A 15,695-nucleotide genomic window follows, 5' to 3' on the forward strand; every position below is an offset into this window, starting at 1 on the left:
CCAACCTAGCCCGGCGGCGACGCGCGCAAACCTGGCGGGCACGGGCCGCCGATCGCGAACGTAGCGCCACGGCGCTTTTCGGGCCGGATTTTCGCCACGCCGTTACGCTCGCGGATGTTGAACCCCCGCGCCGGCGACGCCGTGATCGGGTATGAAACATCGGCAACAGATAGCGGAGACATGTACTACCTGCTGGTTTTGGCGGTCGGCATCGAACGCGTGGTGGAGCTGGTGGTGTCCAACCGGAACGCGCAATGGTCTTTTGCCCAGGGCGCCAAGGAGTTTGGCCGACCGCACTACCCCGTGATGGTGTTCGTCCACACCGCGCTGCTGGCCGGCTGCCTCATCGAGCCGTGGGCGCTGCACCGGCCGTTCATCTGGTGGCTGGGCTGGCCGATGCTGGCGGTGGTGGCGCTCAGCCAGGGCCTGCGCTGGTGGTGCATTGCCACGCTCGGCCGGCGCTGGAACACCCGGGTGATCGTGCTGCCGGATGCCCCGCTCGTGCGGCGGGGCCCCTACCGCTGGCTGCACCACCCGAACTATGTTGCAGTGGTGGCCGAGGGGTTGGCGCTGCCGTTGGTGCACACGGCGTGGCTGACCGCGGCCCTTTTCACGCTGGCCAACGCGGCGCTGCTCAGGGTGCGGCTGCGGGTCGAGAACTCGGCTCTGGGCTACGCGTGAGCGGTTACGACACCGACCTGTTGGTCGTCGGCGGCGGGCCGGGAGGCCTGGCCACCGCGTTACACGCTCGCCGGCACGGACTTTCGGTGATCGTCGCCGACCCGCGCGAGGGTCCCATCGACAAGGCCTGCGGCGAGGGCCTGATGCCCGGCGGGTTGGCCGAGCTGATGTCGCTCGGGGTCGACCCGGCCGGCATGCCCTTTCACGGGATCGCCTACGTCAGCGAACACCGCCGGGCGCAGGCCCGGTTTCGCACCGGGCCGGGCCGGGGCGTGCGGCGGACCACTTTGCACGCCGCGCTCGCCGCACGCGCGAAAGAGCAAGACGTCGAACGGCTTCGGGCGCGGGTGACCACCGTGGAGCAGGACGCCCACGGGGTGATGGCCGCCGGTGTGCGCGCGAAATGGATGGTGGCGGCCGACGGGCTGCATTCACAGGTCAGGCGGGCCGCCGGAATCACCGCGACCGCCGGAACACCGCGGCGCTACGGTGTGCGCTGGCATTTCCGGGTGCCGGCATGGTCGGAATTCGTCGAGGTGCACTGGTCGCGGTGGGGTGAGGCGTACGTGACCCCGGTGGAACCGGACCTGGTCGGCGTGGCGGTCCTCTCGCGCGGCAGGCCCGACCTGGCCTGGTTCCCCTCGCTGGCCCCGCAGTTGGCGGGCGCGGCGCCCGGGCCGGCCCGGGGGTGCGGCCCACTGCGGCAGGTGGTGTCCCGGCGGGTCGCGGGGCGGGTGCTGCTGGTGGGCGACGCGGCGGGGTATGAGGACGCGCTCACCGGCGAGGGCATCAGCCTGGCGGTCAAGCAAGCCGCCGCCGCCGTCGCCGCCATCGTCGACGATTCCCCGGCGTCGTATGAGCTTGCGTGGCACCGGATTACCCGCAACTACCGACTACTCACCCGCGCCCTGGTGCTGGCCAGCGCCCCCGCGGCCACCCGCCGTGCCATCGTGCCGGCCTGCGCGCTGCTGCCCGGCGCGTTCCGGCGCGGGGTGAATGTCCTGGCGACCTAGCGGGGTTGGTCCCGATGGTGGCGACCCGCGTCGCCCGGCCGCGCCGCGCTCGCGATGGCGACTAGCGCGCCTTCCAGACCGGCTCCCGCTTCTCGGCGAACGCCAGCGGGCCCTCCCTGGCGTCTTCGGACCTGATCAGCACGCCCATCTCGGCCATCGTGCGCGCCCAGCCCGCCTCTTCGTCGGTGACGACGCCGTCGTCGACCCCATACGCGATGCGCTTGCTCGCCTGCACCGACAGCGGCGCGTTGACGGTCACCCGCGCGGCCAGGGCAAGCGCGGCCTCGAGCACCGTGCCTGCCTTGACGACCTGGTTGATCAGGCCCCATTCGAAGGCGTCGGCGGCGGTGATCGGCTCGCCGGTCAGCAGCAGCTCCATCCCCACCTTGCGCGGCAACTGCTGCACGATCCGGAACACGCCGCCGGCGGCCGCGATCAGCCCGCGTTTGACCTCCGGCAGGCCGAACTTGGCCCGCTCGTCGGCCACCACCAGGTCACTGGCCAGGGCCAGCTCGGTGCCGCCGCCCAGCGCGGTGCCGTTGACCGCCGCGATGGTGGGCTTGTCGATGAAGTGGTGGACGTAGCCGGCGAATCCCCACTCCCCGTGGTCGGGGTGATACAGGTTCTCCCGGCGCGAGATCGCCTTGAGGTCGGCACCGGCGCAAAACGACTTGTCGCCGGCGCCGGTGATGACCACGGCCCGCACCTCGGGGTCGCGTTGCGCCTCGTCGAGCGCGTCCCCCACGCCGATGCTGACGGCGCCGTTGACCGCGTTGCGGGCTTCGGGCCGGTTGATCGTGATCAGCATGACGTTGCCGCGGCGTTCGACCAGCACCGCCGGCCGGTCGACCGGGGCGTCGGTCACAACAGCTCCACGATGGTGGCGTTGGCCTGGCCACCGCCCTCGCACATCGTCTGCAGGCCGTAGCGAATTCCCTTGTCCCGCATGTGATAGAGCAGCGTGGTCATCAACCGCGCACCCGAGCCGCCGAGCGGGTGGCCCAGCGCGATGGCGCCGCCGTTGGGGTTGAGCTTCTTCTCGTCGGCCCCAATGTCCTTCAGCCACGCCAGCGGGACGGGCGCGAACGCCTCGTTGACCTCGTAGGCCCCGATGTCGCCGATGGACAGGCCGGACTTCTTGAGCGCCTTCTGCGTCGCCGGGATGGGCGCCGTCAGCATGATCACCGGGTCGGCGCCGGCCAGTACCGCGGTGTGCACCCTGGCGATCGGCGTGAGGCCCAGTTCCTTGGCCTTCTCTGCCGACATGAACAGCAGTGCGGCCGAACCGTCGGTGATCTGCGAGGAGTTGCCCGCGTGGATCACCCCGTCCTCCTTGAAGGCCGGCTTCAGCGACGCCATCTTCTCCATCGGGGTGCCGCGGCGGATGCCCTCATCCTTCAAGACCACGTTGCCGTCCTGATCCTTGATGCCCACGATCTGGTCGTCGAACGCGCCCGAATCTTGTGCCGCGGCGGCCTTTTCGTGTGATCCCAGCGAAAACTCGTCGAGCGCGGTGCGGTCGAAGCCCCACTGCTCGGCGATCATTTCGGCACCGATGCCCTGGTTCGGCGTCCGGTGGTAGCGGTCCTTGAAAGCCTGGGGGTACGGGTTGCCGCCGTTGGCCAGCGACGATCCCATCGGCGTCCGTGACATCGACTCCACACCGCCGGCGACGACGACGTCGTAGTGGCCCGCGACCACGCCCGCCGCGGCGAAGTGGATGGACTGCTGGCTCGACCCGCACTGGCGGTCGACGGTCACGCCGGGCACGGTCTCGGGCCAGCCGGCGGCCAGCAGCGCGGTGCGGCCGATGTCGAGGGCCTGCTCACCGGCCTGCATCACGCAGCCCCAGATGACGTCGTCAACCATTCCCGGGTCGATGCCGGCCTTGTCGACCAGCCCGTTGAGGACCTGCGCGGACAGGTCGGCCGGGTGCACCCCGGACAGCCCGCCGTTGCGCTTGCCGAGCGGTGAGCGGACGGCCTCGACGATGACGGCTTCAGCCATGGTGGTGTCTCCTTTGACGCTAGAACCTCAGGTATTGGTGAAAGTGAGCCTTGCCGTCGATTGTCAACCAACGCGTTGGGAGGGCGCGGGGCGGGGTCGATTCTCGGCGCCGCACCGCGAGCCGCCGTTCTGCGGGAGCGGTGACCTACTGCTTCCCGGGCAGCAGCCGGCGGCGGAGTAAGGGCAGCCCCGGCCCGTCGAGAAGGTGTAGGAGTGCGGGGCGGCCGCTGACGGCCATCATCAAGGCGGGCGCCGGTCCTCGGACTTCCATTCCCCTCCCCCACGCCCGATCAATGTCGTTGGCATACAAGGAGATGCCCCGGAGTCGACCCAGCGGCACGAATCCGAACGGCCATGGCCCGGTCAAGAAATCCAGCGCCAACGCCGCAAGCCCCCGGTCGGGCTCGAACGGCAGATTGAGCGGAATCCGGATATCACCGCTATGGACCAAGATATCGGCGAGCGGGTCGAGCGGCCCGAAAAGCGGCGGACTCAGGGGATGGTCGGCGCACCCGCGTAGGGTCGCGGCGATGTCGGTCGCCGGCAGCCGGGCGCCACGCCGCGCAAGTTCGTCGATCGCGCGAGCCATGCTGCGGCGGCGCAGAGCCGTTCCCATGAAAACCCAGAAACTGTCGGCGAAGACGCTGATCAGGTGCGCGGCGACCGTCTTGATATCCCAGCCAGCGCACAGGCTTGGCGCCGCCAGTTGGGCGTCGTCCAGCCGGTCGATCAGGGTCGCGACCTGGCGTCGCTCGTCTGCAACAGCGGCGAAGACCTCCTCGCGTTGGGCGCGCACCAGGAGCACTCTAGCTCGGAACAGATATTTGGTTCAATTGCGGATGGGAATTGGCCGGGATGCCAAACGAGTAATTCGTTCTGCGCAAGCCGTGCCGTGGCGATAATGGTCGGGTGAAGCGGCTCAACGGCATGGATGCGATGCTCCTGTACAGCGAGACGCCGAACCTGCACACGCACACGTTGAAGGTGGCGATCGTCGACGCCGCCGACTACCCCGGCGACTTCGATTTCGAGCTGTTCCGCCACACCTTCCTGCGGCGGTTGCACCTCCTGGATCCGTTGCGCTACAAGCTCGTCGACATCCCCTGGCAACTGCATCATCCGATGTGGCTGCAGAACTGCGAGGTCGATCCCGACTATCACCTGCGACGCATCCGGGTGCCCGGCGCCGGTGGTCGCCGGGAGCTCGACGGGGTCATCGGTGACATCGCCACCACCCCGCTGGACCGCGCCCGCCCGCTCTGGGAGTTCTATTTCGCCGAAGGTATGGCCGGCCACAGGTTCGCGATCATCGGAAAGCTGCACCACGCCCTGGCCGACGGGGTGGCGTCGGCGAACCTCTTGGCGAGAATGATGGATACGGCGGGCGCGATGCCCGACGAGCGCGACAGCGAGACGACCTGTGCGCGGCCGACGAGCGGCGAGCTGCTACGCGCGGCGGGACGCGACCATGCCCAACAGTTGGCCGCGCTGCCCCGAGTCGTGGCAGACGCGGTTTCCGGGGCGCGGCGGCTGCGCCGGCGCGCCCGTGAGCGCGGCACGCAGCCCGACCTCGCCCGAATGCTGCACGCGCCGCCGACATTCATCAACCATGTGGTGTCGCCGGTGCGGACTTTTGCGACCGCGACGCTGTCGCTGGCACAAGTGAAGCAGACCGGTAAAGCCCTGGGGATCACGGTCAACGACGTGGTGATGGCGAGCGCCGCGGGTGCGTTGCGGGAGTTGCTGTTGCGCTACGACGGGAGCGCGGACCGACCGCTCGTCGCATCCGTGCCGGCGAGTACGGACAGGTCACCGAACCGGATCAGCGGCAACGAGCTCGGCGGCATGGCGGTGTCGCTGCCGACGCACATCGCCGACCCATTGGAGCGGGTGAAGCTCACAGCTACGAGCACCGCGATCGCCAAGGAAAACAACGAACTGTTCGGCCCCGAGCTGTACGGCAAGTTGATCACCTACCTGCCGCCGTTCGCTGCCCACTCGGCCTTCAAATGGTTGGCCCGGCGGAATGCGCAGACCAGGCTGTTCAACCTCCCCGTGTCCAATGTCGCGGGGCCACGCGAGCAGGGGCGATTCGCCGGCGCTCCGGTCACTGAGATCTATTCGGCCGGTCCGCTGATCGCCGGGTGCGGCGTCAACATCACCGTCTGGAGCTATGTCGACCAGCTCAACATCTCGGTCATCGCCGACGACCGCACCTTTGGCGACACTCATGAGATGACCGACGCCATGGTCTGCTCATTCCGTGAAATCCATTCGGCGGCGGGGTTTTCCACGGGCTAGCGCCGGGCCAGCGGCTCAGCCCAGAATGGGGAACCGCCGCTGGCGGGCCAGTTGGTCGAGCGCGGTCTGCATCCGCGACCGGATTTCCGCGTCGACTTCGGAAACGTCAGGGTCGCAGCCGAATCGGGCTGCCACGTCGATCGGGTGCAGAACCTGGGTGACGATCTTGGTGGGCAACGGGAGGTTGAACGGCACAATGGCGCTGAGCCCGAACGGAAATCCCAGGGTTACCGGCAGAATGTCTGACCGGAATCGGGACAGGCCGAGCCGCCTCGCCAGCCAGGTGCCCCGCGTCAAGAACAGCTGGCTTTCCTGCCCGCCGATGGACACGGCCGGGACGATCGGCGCGCCTGCGTCGATGGCGCACCTGACATACCCGGTACGCCCGTTGAAGTCGATGACGTTTTCGGCCAGCGTCGGCCGGTAGGCATCGTAGATGCCGCCGGGGAAGACCAGCACGACACCGCCCGACCGCAGCGCGTTGGTGGCGTTTTCCGTGCTGGCGTGGATCACGCCGAGGCGGGCCAGCCAGTCGGCCACCGGTCCGGGAAACAGTCCGTCGTGGCCGAGCGTGTAGAGCGGGCGGTCGTAGCCGAACGCGCCGTAGAAGGCCGCTGCGAAGATCAGCACATCGGGTGTCAGCATGCCGCCCGAATGGTTAGCCACCAGCAGGGCGCCGCCCGTGGCGGGGAACGCCTCCAGGCCACGCACCTCGTACCGAAACCAGCGCCGGGCAACGGGTTCGACGGCGCCGACCCACCGCTCGGTGAAGTCAGGATCCCACCCGGCGATCTCGGTGGTGCTCACGCGACCGGTGTGAACCCGAGGTGCAGCTCGGTGAGACCGCGCATCTGCCAGGTCGGTTCGTAGCTGTAGCGGCGCCCATCCGCCGGACCGTGCTGCGCCTCGACAATGCTGATGTCCGACATCCGATCGAGCACCCGGTTGAGCGAAATCCGTCCCTCCGCCCGCGCCAGCGGCGCACCGGGGCAGGAATGGTTGCCTCGCCCGAACGCCACATGCTCGCGGACATTCGGTCGATCGATGCGAAACTCGTTGGGTTGAACAAACTTACGCGAGTCGCGATTGCTCGCGCCGGGCAGCAGCATCACCGTGCTGCCTGCCGGGATTGGAATGTCGCCGATCGATGCCGAGGTGCGGGCCATGCGGAAGTGACACTTGACCGGGCTCTCCATGCGCAGCGTCTCTTCGACGAAAGTCGGAATCTTGCTGCGATCTTCGCGCAGCAAGGCCTGCAATTCGGGGTCCTCGGCGATCATCCGGAGGCCGAAGCTGAGCAGCTTCGTCGTGGTCTCCTGGCCGGCCGCGAAAAGGAAAGTCGCGAGCCGGACGACATCGATGACCTCGGGGGTCGAACCGTCGGGATACTTGGCCTGAGCGAGCTCGGTCAGCACATCGTCCCGGGGTTCACGCCGGCGTTCGGTGATGTGGGCGGTGAACTTTTCGTCGAGGTACTCCAGCGGGTTGTGGGCGCGCGTTATCGAGTCGTCCTCGATTCCGCCCGAGACCTTGCCGGAGAAGGCGACACGGAACTCCTCGTGGTCTTCGGGCGGAACTCCCAGTAGGTCGGCGATCACCAGCCCCGAGAACGGCCGCGCGTAGTCATCGAGGAACTCACACGTGCCGCGGGACACGAATTCGTCGAGCTGCTCATCCGCGAGCCGCCACATGAATTCTTCATTCTCCTTGAGCCGCTTGGGTGTCAGCAGCCGGCCGAGCAGCCCGCGCGTGCGGGCGTGTTCCGGCGGATCTTGGGTGACAATGTGTTCGCTCATTGGAATCTGCGAACGATGCTGTTCGATCAGCGCACCGATGTCGTCACCCTCGGGCTCGAACGGCAATCCGGAGAACGGGCCCGCGACCGAGACACACGACGAGAACGCCGGGTCTTTGTAGACGGCGAGCGCTTCGGCGTGCCCGGTGATCGCCACCACGCCCGCCCCGGGCTGCGGCAGCACGGGGCAACGTTGCCGCAAGTGATCGAAATAGGGGTACGGGTCTGGGACCAGGGTCGGGTCACTGAAGAAATCGACCGACTCGAAATCGCGCAACGGAACTCCTCGGCTTCCAAGCAATCGCCCCCAGCGCAGGCCAACCGGGGCCTCACGAACCTAGACTCCAATGTACGATCTGAACAAATATTAGGTCAAGGCGAGTGGCGCCGCGGTGGCGGGGCAGAGCATTCCCCTACGGTTTGACACCAGCTCTTCGGCGGCGCGTACCGCGGCGGTCATGTTCGGTTCATAGTTCCGGAAGCCTCAGCGACGTAGGGTGCCCCGATGTGAGCACCCCTTCACCCGGCCCCGGCTGGTGGCTGGCATCGGACGGCAAGTGGTATCCCCAGCAATGGGAAAGCACCTTCGTCGCGTACACGAACGAGTCGCTGCAAGCGGTGCTGGAGGAGGCGAACCGGCTGACGCAGGCCTACGGAGAACAGGGCTGGGAGATCGTCGGGTCATCGGTGCAACGCACCCAGGTCGCCCACCGCTTCAAGGACTACGACAAGGGCGGCGACCACTACTTCGAGTGGAGCATCGTCTGCACCCTGAAACGGCCCGTCGCACCGGGCTGACGCCGCCGTCGCCGAGATTGCCGCGATGGTCGTGAAGGGGTCAAAACCACGGCCATAGCGGCAATCTCGTCGACAAATTCCCCCTAGCCGGCGGGGTAGCCGACCGATTTGATCTCGGTGTACTGGTCGAACCCGGCGACCCCGTTCTGCCGGCCCACCCCGCTGTACTTGTAACCGCCGAACGGGGTGTCGGCGCCGTACGGTGCGCCGCCGTTGACGCCCATGAAGCCGGCCCGGATCCGGCGGGCCACCGCCAGCGAGCGCTCCAGCGAGCCCGACATCACGTTGCCGGCCAGGCCGTACTTGCTGTCGTTGGCGATCCGGATCGCGTCCTCCTCGTCCTCGAACGGGATGACGGCGAGCACCGGGCCGAAGATCTCCTCCTGGGCGATGGTCATGGAGTTGTCGACATCGGTGAAAAGCGTTGGCCTGACGTAGAAACCCTTGTCGAAGCCGGTGGGCGCGTCCGGCCCGCCGACGAGCGCGGTCGCGCCCTCTTCGACGCCCTTGCGGATGTAGCCCATCACGCGGTTGCGCTGCACCTCCGAGATCACCGGCCCGCACAGCGTTCCCGGGTCCTGCGGGTCGCCGCACGTGACGTTCTCGTAGATGCTCTTGAGGATTTCCACGCCCTCGTCGTAGCGGGACCGCGGCAACAGCATCCGGGTGGGATTCGCGCAGCCCTGCCCGGCGTGCATGCAGGGTGCGATCCCGATCGCGCACGCCATGCCGAAGTCGGCGTCCTCCAACACGATGGTGGCCGACTTGCCCCCGAGCTCGAGGAACAGCCGCTTCATGGTCGCGGCGCCCTTTTCCATGATCCGCTGCCCCACCACCGTCGACCCGGTGAAGGAGATCAGGTCGACCTTGGGCGAGAGCGTAAGTTCCTCGCCCACAAAGTGATCCGACGCGGTGACGACGTTGACCACGCCCGCGGGGATGTCGGTCTTCTCGGCGATCAACCGGCCCAGCCGGGTCGCGTTGAACGGCGTGTTCGGCGCCGGCTTGAGCACCACGGTGTTGCCGGTGCCCAGCGCCTGCCCGAGCTTGTTGAGGGTCACCTCGAACGGGAAGTTCCACGGCACGATCGCGCCGACGACGCCCACCGGCTCGCGCCACACCTTGCGGGTGGTCAGCGTGCCGGTCAGGCTGATCACCTTGTCACCCAGGTCGGTCTCCCAGGCGTACTCGTCGATCAACCTGGCGGGGTACTTCAGCCCGTCCTCCAGCGGGGCGTCCAGCTGGGGCCCGAAGGTGATGGCCCGCGGCGATCCCACCTCGAGGATCAGCTCCTCGCGCAGCTCTTCCTTCTCCGATTCGATCGCCTCGTGCAGCTGCAGCAGGCAACGCTTGCGCAGCTCCCGGTTGGTCGACCAGTCGCTCTCGTCGAAGGCGCGCCGGGCGGCGTCGATCGCGCGGTGCATGTCCTCCTTGGATGCGTCGGCGACCTCGCCGAGCGGCTCTTCGGTGGCGGGGTTGATGTTGGTGAAGGTGCCGGCTTGGCCGTCGACGAGCTTGCCGTCGATCATCATCTTCGGCTCGAAACGCACCTTTACAGCCTCGGTCATATCTGTCACTCTCTTTTGAATCGCGGAGGGGCTATGGAGAGCCTTACCGGAAACTAGCCGATTGGCAAGCGCCAACGTCTGAGGGCCTGGTCATTGGGGGTCGAACAGCACCGGCACCGACGTGGGCGAGCGGAAGACCTGCCCGCGGATGTGCGGGTCGTCCGCGTCGGGGTCTAGCCGCAGGTTGGGCAGCCGGTCGAGCAAAAGGTTGACGGCGGTGCGCATTTCCAGCCGCGCCAGGTGCATGCCGAGGCAGACGTGCACGCCGTGCCCCCAGCCCAGGTGGGCCCTGGATGAGCGGAAGATGTCGAACCTGTCCGGATCGGGGTAGCGGTCTTCCTGGCGGTTGGCGGAGCCCAGCATCGGCATCACCGTCGAGCCTTCCGGTATCGGCACCCCGCCGAGTTCGGTGTCCCGGGTGGCCACCCGGGTGATGGTCAGCAGGGGCGGCTCCCACCGCACGCCCTCCTCGATGGCCTGCGGCAGCAGCGACCGGTCCGCGCGGATGGCGTCCAGCTGTGTGGGATCCGAAAGCAGGCCCAGCAGCAGGCTGCCCAACGACCGGTACGTCGTCTCCACCCCGGCGGGCAGCAGCAGGCGCAGAAACGAGTAGATCTCCTCGTCCGCGAGCTTCTCCCCGTCGATCTCCGCCTCAGCCAGCGCGCTGATCAGATCGTCCTTGGGTTCGGCGCGGCGGGCCTGCAGGATAGGTGCGAAGTAGTCACAGAGCGCGGCCGAGGCGGCAAGGCCGCGTTCGGGGTTCAGGATCCAACTCAGCAACGAGATCGACCACCGCTGGAACTGCGGATAGTCCTCCTCCGGCAGGCCCAGCAGGCCCGCGATGATCTGGCTCGGGTAGTCGAAGGTGAATTCCTTGACCAGGTCGGCCTTTCCGTTCGCCGCGAACTTGTCGATCAGGCTGTTGCCCACCCGCCCGACAAGCTCGTCCTCCCAGCGCGCCAGGGCCTTCTGCGAGAACGCCTTTGACACCAGTGACCGCAGCCGCCCGTGCACCGGTTCGTCCATGCCCAGCATGACGCGCTCCCCCAGCACCGGGCCGAACGCGGCGATGACGGCCGCAGACGAGAACGTCTCGTTGTCGCGCAGCATCTGCTGGGCTTCTTCGTAGCGGTAGACGATGAAGACCGGTTTGGATTCCTCATGCGGCATCCCGGAAACGTCCAGGCGCTGAACGGGGTCCTCGCGGCGCAGCCGCGCCAGTTCCGTGTACGGGTCGCGCACGTCGCCCGAGACCGCGTCGTCGAAGGCGCCGAAGTCCTCCAGGTCGTCGAAAAGCTGTTCCATTGTTACCCCTCATTTCCCCTGCGGCGCTTCGCCGCCAGCGCGGCCAAGCGTTGCAACACCGGCTGCGGTAGAACGCGCGCCGCGAACACCATCGCCCGTTGGCCCACCGTCAGCGGCCAGGCGCCGTCCCGCATCGAACCCTGCCTGGGTATGCCAAGCACGACCCGCGACATGTGATGCATGCCGGAAGCCGGCAGGATCCTGTTGGCCGCCAACAGCATCGACGCATCCGGTCCGATCCCGCGGCGGCGGAAGGGCACCCGGTCATCCAGCGCCTTGACCAGGCCGTCGGCGAACCGCTCGGGTGGCCTGGCGAGTTTCATCGCGGCCCTGCCCCGGCTGTTCATGGTGTTGTGCAGCCGGGCGTACGGACCGCCGAGGTCGCGATCGTCGGTGGTGCCCGCGTCGGTGATGATCTCGGTGTCGTACGTGCCGGCAACCAGGACGGTGACGCCCAGTCCGAAGGGCGCGATCTCGCACGCCATCGCTTCACCCCACCGCTCCAACGCGCCCTTGGCCGCCGAGTACGGCGCGGTGGCCGGCTGGCCGCGCACCCCGGCCGCACTGGAGACCAGGACGATGCGTCCCTCGCCGGCCGCCCGCATCGATGGCAGCAATGCCTGGGTGAGCGCAACCGGGCCCATGACGTTGGTTTGGAACATCCTGTGCCACAAGGCCATATCGGTCTCTTCCACCATTCCGGCGGCGGAGATCCCGGCGTTGTGCACCAGCGCATAGGGAGCGCCGACGGCTTCCTCGATGGCCTTGGCCGCCGCTGAGATCGACGCGGGATCGAGCAGGTCGAGCTGCACGCCGACCAGCCGGTCGTCGTCGTGCGCGGCCCCGGTGGCCTCCCGCAGCAGCGGGAGCCCGCCGTCGGGTGTGCGCATGGCCGCGACCACGCGCCAGCCTTCGCGGTACAGGCGCACCGCCGACGCGAACCCCAGACCTCGGGACGCGCCGGTGATGACGACGCTGCGCGGCTCAGCCATGCGCGCTCGGGGTTGCGCAGGGGCCCACACCCGGCGGCGGCGGATCGACGTGCGGCCGCCCGTTCGGTTCACCGCTCGCCCACGTCGACCAGATACCGACCGAGTACGGGCCTTTGGCGCCGGCCTTCTCGTAGAACCCTTGCGGGTCATACACTTTGGCTTCCGGATACGGCCACGGGCAGGCGACGGAGGTCGCCGCGTGACTGACCTTGATGGCCCAGAACCACGCCCCGTAGGCGAAGTAGGACACGTTGATGATGGCGAACATCACCAGAAATGTGCCGAGCACCGGACGCGTCGGGAAGATCCTGGCCTTCGCGGCCAGCTTCTCCGCCACCGATTTACCGGTGTCGTCGCGGTAGCAGAGTATCGCCGCCGGAACCATCACGAAGGTCACCGAGAACGACTCCCAGATCAGCGGGAACTGGAACGTCGTGCCGGTGAACACCGAGCCCCACGGGATCACCTGGGAGTAGATGTACATGCCCATGTGGACGAGCTGAATTTCCAGCCAGGCGTCGAAGACGAAGCCGATCGCACAGGTCAGCAGGCCCAGGCTGACCAGCGGGTGGCGCGACACGAACGCCGTCGGCCCGTACTTGGCCTGCAGTTTGCGCAGGATCCAGATCGCCGGGAAGTAGGGCCCGAAATAGAACATCACATAACCGAATACGACGAAGGGCTCGACGGTCGGCGACAGCGAGACCAGCGGCCACGACTCCGGCCAGTGGATCAGGTCGGGGTTGTAGACCGCGAACGGCGACCAGTTCATGATCGGGTCCTGCCACACGATCAGCGTGGTGCACAGGAACATCAGCATCACGGGGCTGCCGGGGTTGCGGCGCCAGCCCCTGATGAACACCGCCAGCAACACGAGCAGCATGACGCAGGTGGCAACGTGCAGGAAGGTGATGTAGTCCAGGCCGAAGATGAACTTCACCGGGCGGGGCCGGCCCTGCACGTTCGGGTTTGCGACGCGTGGGTCCAGGGCGACGCGGCAATTCGCGATGAAGAAGAGCGCGAACGCGGCGAGGGCGGCGCCGGCGATCCAGCCGCCCCAGCCCCGCTGCCCGGCGTGCCGCGGGGACGCGGATTGCTCCTGCGCCACCGGCGATGTGGATTGGCCAGTGCTCATTGCAGCCTCACTCTCCGAAGCGATCGACGAGATGCGAGTTGGTGCCGTCGGCGTCCAGCGTCCGGGCCACCAGATAGCCCGCGCCCATCCACGCGCGGCGAGTCCATTTCCCGAAGGAGACGCGGGTGCCCGGCGCACCTGAGGCGGCCGGCATCATCTTGACCCGCTCCAACGCCTCTTTGACCCCGCGCGGGCTCAGCGGGTGCGCGTCGGCGAACGCGCGGACGAGTGTGGCTGCCACGTCATGGTTCACCACCGATACGCAATATTCGGGCCGGCTGCCGTCGTACTTCTGCGCGTACCGGTCGAGGAAATCCTGACCCAGCCGGTTCTGCTCGTCGTACTGGTCGACCCCGACCCAGCCCATGAACGCGTTCCACATGATCGGGTTGACCCAGGCGTTCTGGAATGCGGTGGTGGTGAATCGCGGCGGATCCCAGTCCACCGCCTCCAGCGCGGGGTTGATGAAGACGATGCCGAAGCCAAACCCCAGATGCACGATCGCCTCGGCCTTGGCCTCGTGCAGCGTGCGGACGGCGTCGTTGATGTCTTGCGCGGTCTGGGCGATGGCCGCTTCCGCGACGATGCGGATGCCCTTGCGGCGGCACGCGCTTCGCAGGTTCTTCAGATAGCTCTCGCCGATCAAATTCTGTTCCACGAGGACCCCGATTTCGGAGAGCCCGCGTTTGGTGACGAGGTCGGCGATGAAGATCGGCTCGTCGGTCATCGAGCCCTGCGGGAACGCGAACGTCCATTCGCCCAGCCAGTCGTCGGTGCCGGTGACGCTGATCGCAGGCACCTTGAACCGCTCTTCGATCGCCTCGCGGGTCGGCACGCAGTTGTCGGTGATGTGCGGCCCGAACACCACCAGGCAGCCCTCGTCGACGAGCTCACCGAACGCGTCGATCACGGCCTTGACCGAACCCTTGGGCAAGCCCTCCACTTCCCGGTAGACCATCTGCACGGGGCGATCGATCAGGCCCTGTCCAAGGGCCTCTTCGAAGATGAGGTCGAAGCACCGCGTGAAACTCGCCATCAGTTCCTCGGGGAATCCCGGCGGCAGCGTGAAGTCCATCAGGTAGCCGACCTTGATCGGCTCAGCGCTGCTTTCGTAGGACATCCGACCTCCCAGGTGACAGCTTCACACGCGGACCCATGGCAAACCTAATATTTGTTCAGACCCTAGCGGTGGCGGTATGCAGCGTCAATCATCCGGCCGCGCCGCCCAGGTAGATCTCGATCATCTCGCCCAGGGCCCTGCCCACCGCCACGTCGTCGGTGAGCGGTCCCGCTATCGCGGCCCGGGCCGCCTCCCGCATGGTGAGCCCCTCCGCCACCAGCCTGCCCGCGGCGATCAGCACGCGGGTCGACGCGACCTCGCGCAGCCCGCCGGTTTCCAGCCGGCGGATGGCCTGCCCTAAACGCACCAGTTCCGCGGCGGTGACACCGTCCACGCCGGCCTCGTGCGCGACGATCCCCTGTTCGACATCGGCTGCGGGGAAATCGAATTCGATGGCGACCATCCGCTGCCGGGTCGAATCCTTGAGGTCTTTCAGCACGCTCTGATAGCCGGGGTTGTAGGACACCACCAGGCCGAACCCGGGCGCCGCGTCCAGCGTGACGCCGAGACGCTCGATCGGCAGCTGCCGCCGGTGATCCGCGAGCGGATGCAGGACCACGGTGGTGTCCTGGCGGGCTTCCACCACCTCGTCGAGGTAGCAGATCGCCCCTTCGCGCACCGCGCGCGTCAGCGGGCCGTCAACCCACACGGTTTCGTCGCCCTGCAGCAGGTACCGGCCGACCAGGTCGGCGGTGGTGAGGTCGTCATGGCAGGCGACCGTGATCAGCGGCCGGCCGAGATCGTGAGCCATGGCCTCGACGAATCGGGTCTTGCCACAACCCGTGGGCCCCTTCAGGACCAGCGCCAGACCCTGGCGGTACGCCGCCTTGAAAATGGCTTCCTCGCCGCCGATCGCCTTGTAGTAGGGGCGCGACCCCTCGGCCTCGGGCATCGCGCCGTTGCGGTGCACCAGCCCGGACTCGTTGGCCATAGCTTCCCCTTTGCTACCCACGGTGAAGCGAGCCTATCGCGGAACAGAT

Annotated in this window: 15 protein-coding genes; 4 read left to right on the forward strand and 11 right to left on the reverse strand. The window is 67.6% G+C overall.

The features are described from left to right. The first annotated feature begins 180 nt into the window (after positions 1-180). Together G6N37_RS13125 and G6N37_RS13130 are read left to right on the forward strand one after the other, a co-directional pair. The gene (locus G6N37_RS13125) at positions 181-681 is read left to right on the forward strand and encodes an isoprenylcysteine carboxyl methyltransferase family protein (RefSeq protein WP_163685002.1); all 501 of its coding nucleotides are present in this window, start codon (positions 181-183) and stop codon (positions 679-681) included. After that, positions 678-1,694: an NAD(P)/FAD-dependent oxidoreductase gene (locus G6N37_RS13130; RefSeq protein ID WP_163680930.1), complete on the forward strand. Its 1,017-nt coding sequence runs from the start codon at positions 678-680 to the stop codon at positions 1,692-1,694. Before G6N37_RS13125 ends, G6N37_RS13130 begins: the two co-directional genes overlap by 4 nt. 61 nt (positions 1,695-1,755) lie before the next feature. Here G6N37_RS13130 and G6N37_RS13135 read toward each other — a convergent pair whose 3' ends face one another. From G6N37_RS13135 to G6N37_RS13145, 3 genes are all read right to left on the reverse strand, one after another. Next, on the reverse strand, positions 1,756-2,502 hold the full coding sequence (locus G6N37_RS13135) for an enoyl-CoA hydratase-related protein (protein WP_232075534.1): 747 nt from the start codon (positions 2,500-2,502) through the stop codon (positions 1,756-1,758). Between the two features lie 53 nt (positions 2,503-2,555). After that, on the reverse strand, positions 2,556-3,701 hold the full coding sequence (locus G6N37_RS13140; RefSeq protein WP_163680935.1) for a thiolase family protein: 1,146 nt from the start codon (positions 3,699-3,701) through the stop codon (positions 2,556-2,558). Between the two features lie 145 nt (positions 3,702-3,846). Further along, positions 3,847-4,497 (reverse strand): maleylpyruvate isomerase family mycothiol-dependent enzyme, encoded by a 651-nt coding sequence (locus G6N37_RS13145; protein ID WP_174813826.1) that lies wholly within the window; start codon positions 4,495-4,497, stop codon positions 3,847-3,849. A gap of 113 nt (positions 4,498-4,610) precedes the next feature. Between G6N37_RS13145 and G6N37_RS13150 the strand changes: the two genes are divergently transcribed. Next, complete coding sequence (locus G6N37_RS13150; protein WP_163680939.1) at positions 4,611-6,002, forward strand: WS/DGAT/MGAT family O-acyltransferase; 1,392 nt, start codon at positions 4,611-4,613, stop codon at positions 6,000-6,002. A gap of 15 nt (positions 6,003-6,017) precedes the next feature. Here the strand turns inward: G6N37_RS13150 and G6N37_RS13155 are convergent, their stop codons facing one another. Next, positions 6,018-6,809 carry a lysophospholipid acyltransferase family protein gene (locus tag G6N37_RS13155; protein ID WP_163680941.1) on the reverse strand — a complete coding sequence of 264 codons (792 nt, stop codon included), beginning with the start codon at positions 6,807-6,809 and terminating at the stop codon, positions 6,018-6,020. After that, positions 6,806-8,074, reverse strand: a complete 1,269-nt coding sequence (locus tag G6N37_RS13160; RefSeq protein ID WP_163680943.1) for a cytochrome P450 — start codon at positions 8,072-8,074, stop codon at positions 6,806-6,808. The genes G6N37_RS13155 and G6N37_RS13160 overlap by 4 nt, the downstream gene beginning before the upstream one ends. 230 nt (positions 8,075-8,304) lie before the next feature. Between G6N37_RS13160 and G6N37_RS13165 the strand changes: the two genes are divergently transcribed. Continuing rightward, the gene (locus tag G6N37_RS13165; RefSeq protein ID WP_163680945.1) at positions 8,305-8,595 is read left to right on the forward strand and encodes a hypothetical protein; all 291 of its coding nucleotides are present in this window, start codon (positions 8,305-8,307) and stop codon (positions 8,593-8,595) included. A gap of 83 nt (positions 8,596-8,678) precedes the next feature. Here G6N37_RS13165 and G6N37_RS13170 read toward each other — a convergent pair whose 3' ends face one another. The 6 genes from G6N37_RS13170 to G6N37_RS13195 form a co-directional block, all read right to left on the reverse strand. Continuing rightward, positions 8,679-10,163 (reverse strand): aldehyde dehydrogenase family protein, encoded by a 1,485-nt coding sequence (locus G6N37_RS13170; protein ID WP_163680948.1) that lies wholly within the window; start codon positions 10,161-10,163, stop codon positions 8,679-8,681. Positions 10,164-10,253: 90 nt separating this feature from the next. Further along, positions 10,254-11,468 carry a cytochrome P450 gene (locus G6N37_RS13175; RefSeq protein WP_163680950.1) on the reverse strand — a complete coding sequence of 405 codons (1,215 nt, stop codon included), beginning with the start codon at positions 11,466-11,468 and terminating at the stop codon, positions 10,254-10,256. Positions 11,469-11,470: 2 nt separating this feature from the next. After that, entirely contained in the window at positions 11,471-12,460 is a 990-nt protein-coding gene (locus tag G6N37_RS13180) for an SDR family oxidoreductase (RefSeq protein WP_163680952.1), read from the reverse strand. Beyond that, positions 12,453-13,595 carry a spirocyclase AveC family protein gene (locus G6N37_RS13185; protein ID WP_163680955.1) on the reverse strand — a complete coding sequence of 381 codons (1,143 nt, stop codon included), beginning with the start codon at positions 13,593-13,595 and terminating at the stop codon, positions 12,453-12,455. Before G6N37_RS13185 ends, G6N37_RS13180 begins: the two co-directional genes overlap by 8 nt. A gap of 7 nt (positions 13,596-13,602) precedes the next feature. Then, a complete protein-coding gene (locus G6N37_RS13190; protein WP_163680956.1) occupies positions 13,603-14,715 on the reverse strand; it encodes an ABC transporter substrate-binding protein in 1,113 nt (370 codons plus the stop codon). Between the two features lie 88 nt (positions 14,716-14,803). After that, a complete protein-coding gene (locus tag G6N37_RS13195) occupies positions 14,804-15,646 on the reverse strand; it encodes a CbbQ/NirQ/NorQ/GpvN family protein (RefSeq protein ID WP_163680959.1) in 843 nt (280 codons plus the stop codon). Positions 15,647-15,695: the final 49 nt, after the last annotated feature.

This window comes from Mycobacterium seoulense (assembly GCF_010731595.1).
GTDB classification, from domain to species: domain Bacteria; phylum Actinomycetota; class Actinomycetes; order Mycobacteriales; family Mycobacteriaceae; genus Mycobacterium; species Mycobacterium seoulense.

Coding starts and splice junctions, on each gene's coding strand:
- G6N37_RS13125 (WP_163685002.1), top strand. CDS start 181: ATGTACTACCTGCTGGTTTTGGCGGTCGGCATCGAACGCGTGGTGGAG.
- G6N37_RS13135 (WP_232075534.1), bottom strand. CDS start 2,502: ATGCTGATCACGATCAACCGGCCCGAAGCCCGCAACGCGGTCAACGGC.
- G6N37_RS13140 (WP_163680935.1), bottom strand. CDS start 3,701: ATGGCTGAAGCCGTCATCGTCGAGGCCGTCCGCTCACCGCTCGGCAAG.
- G6N37_RS13170 (WP_163680948.1), bottom strand. CDS start 10,163: ATGACCGAGGCTGTAAAGGTGCGTTTCGAGCCGAAGATGATGATCGAC.
- G6N37_RS13175 (WP_163680950.1), bottom strand. CDS start 11,468: ATGGAACAGCTTTTCGACGACCTGGAGGACTTCGGCGCCTTCGACGAC.
- G6N37_RS13180 (WP_163680952.1), bottom strand. CDS start 12,460: ATGGCTGAGCCGCGCAGCGTCGTCATCACCGGCGCGTCCCGAGGTCTG.
- G6N37_RS13185 (WP_163680955.1), bottom strand. CDS start 13,595: ATGAGCACTGGCCAATCCACATCGCCGGTGGCGCAGGAGCAATCCGCG.
- G6N37_RS13190 (WP_163680956.1), bottom strand. CDS start 14,715: ATGTCCTACGAAAGCAGCGCTGAGCCGATCAAGGTCGGCTACCTGATG.
- G6N37_RS13195 (WP_163680959.1), bottom strand. CDS start 15,646: ATGGCCAACGAGTCCGGGCTGGTGCACCGCAACGGCGCGATGCCCGAG.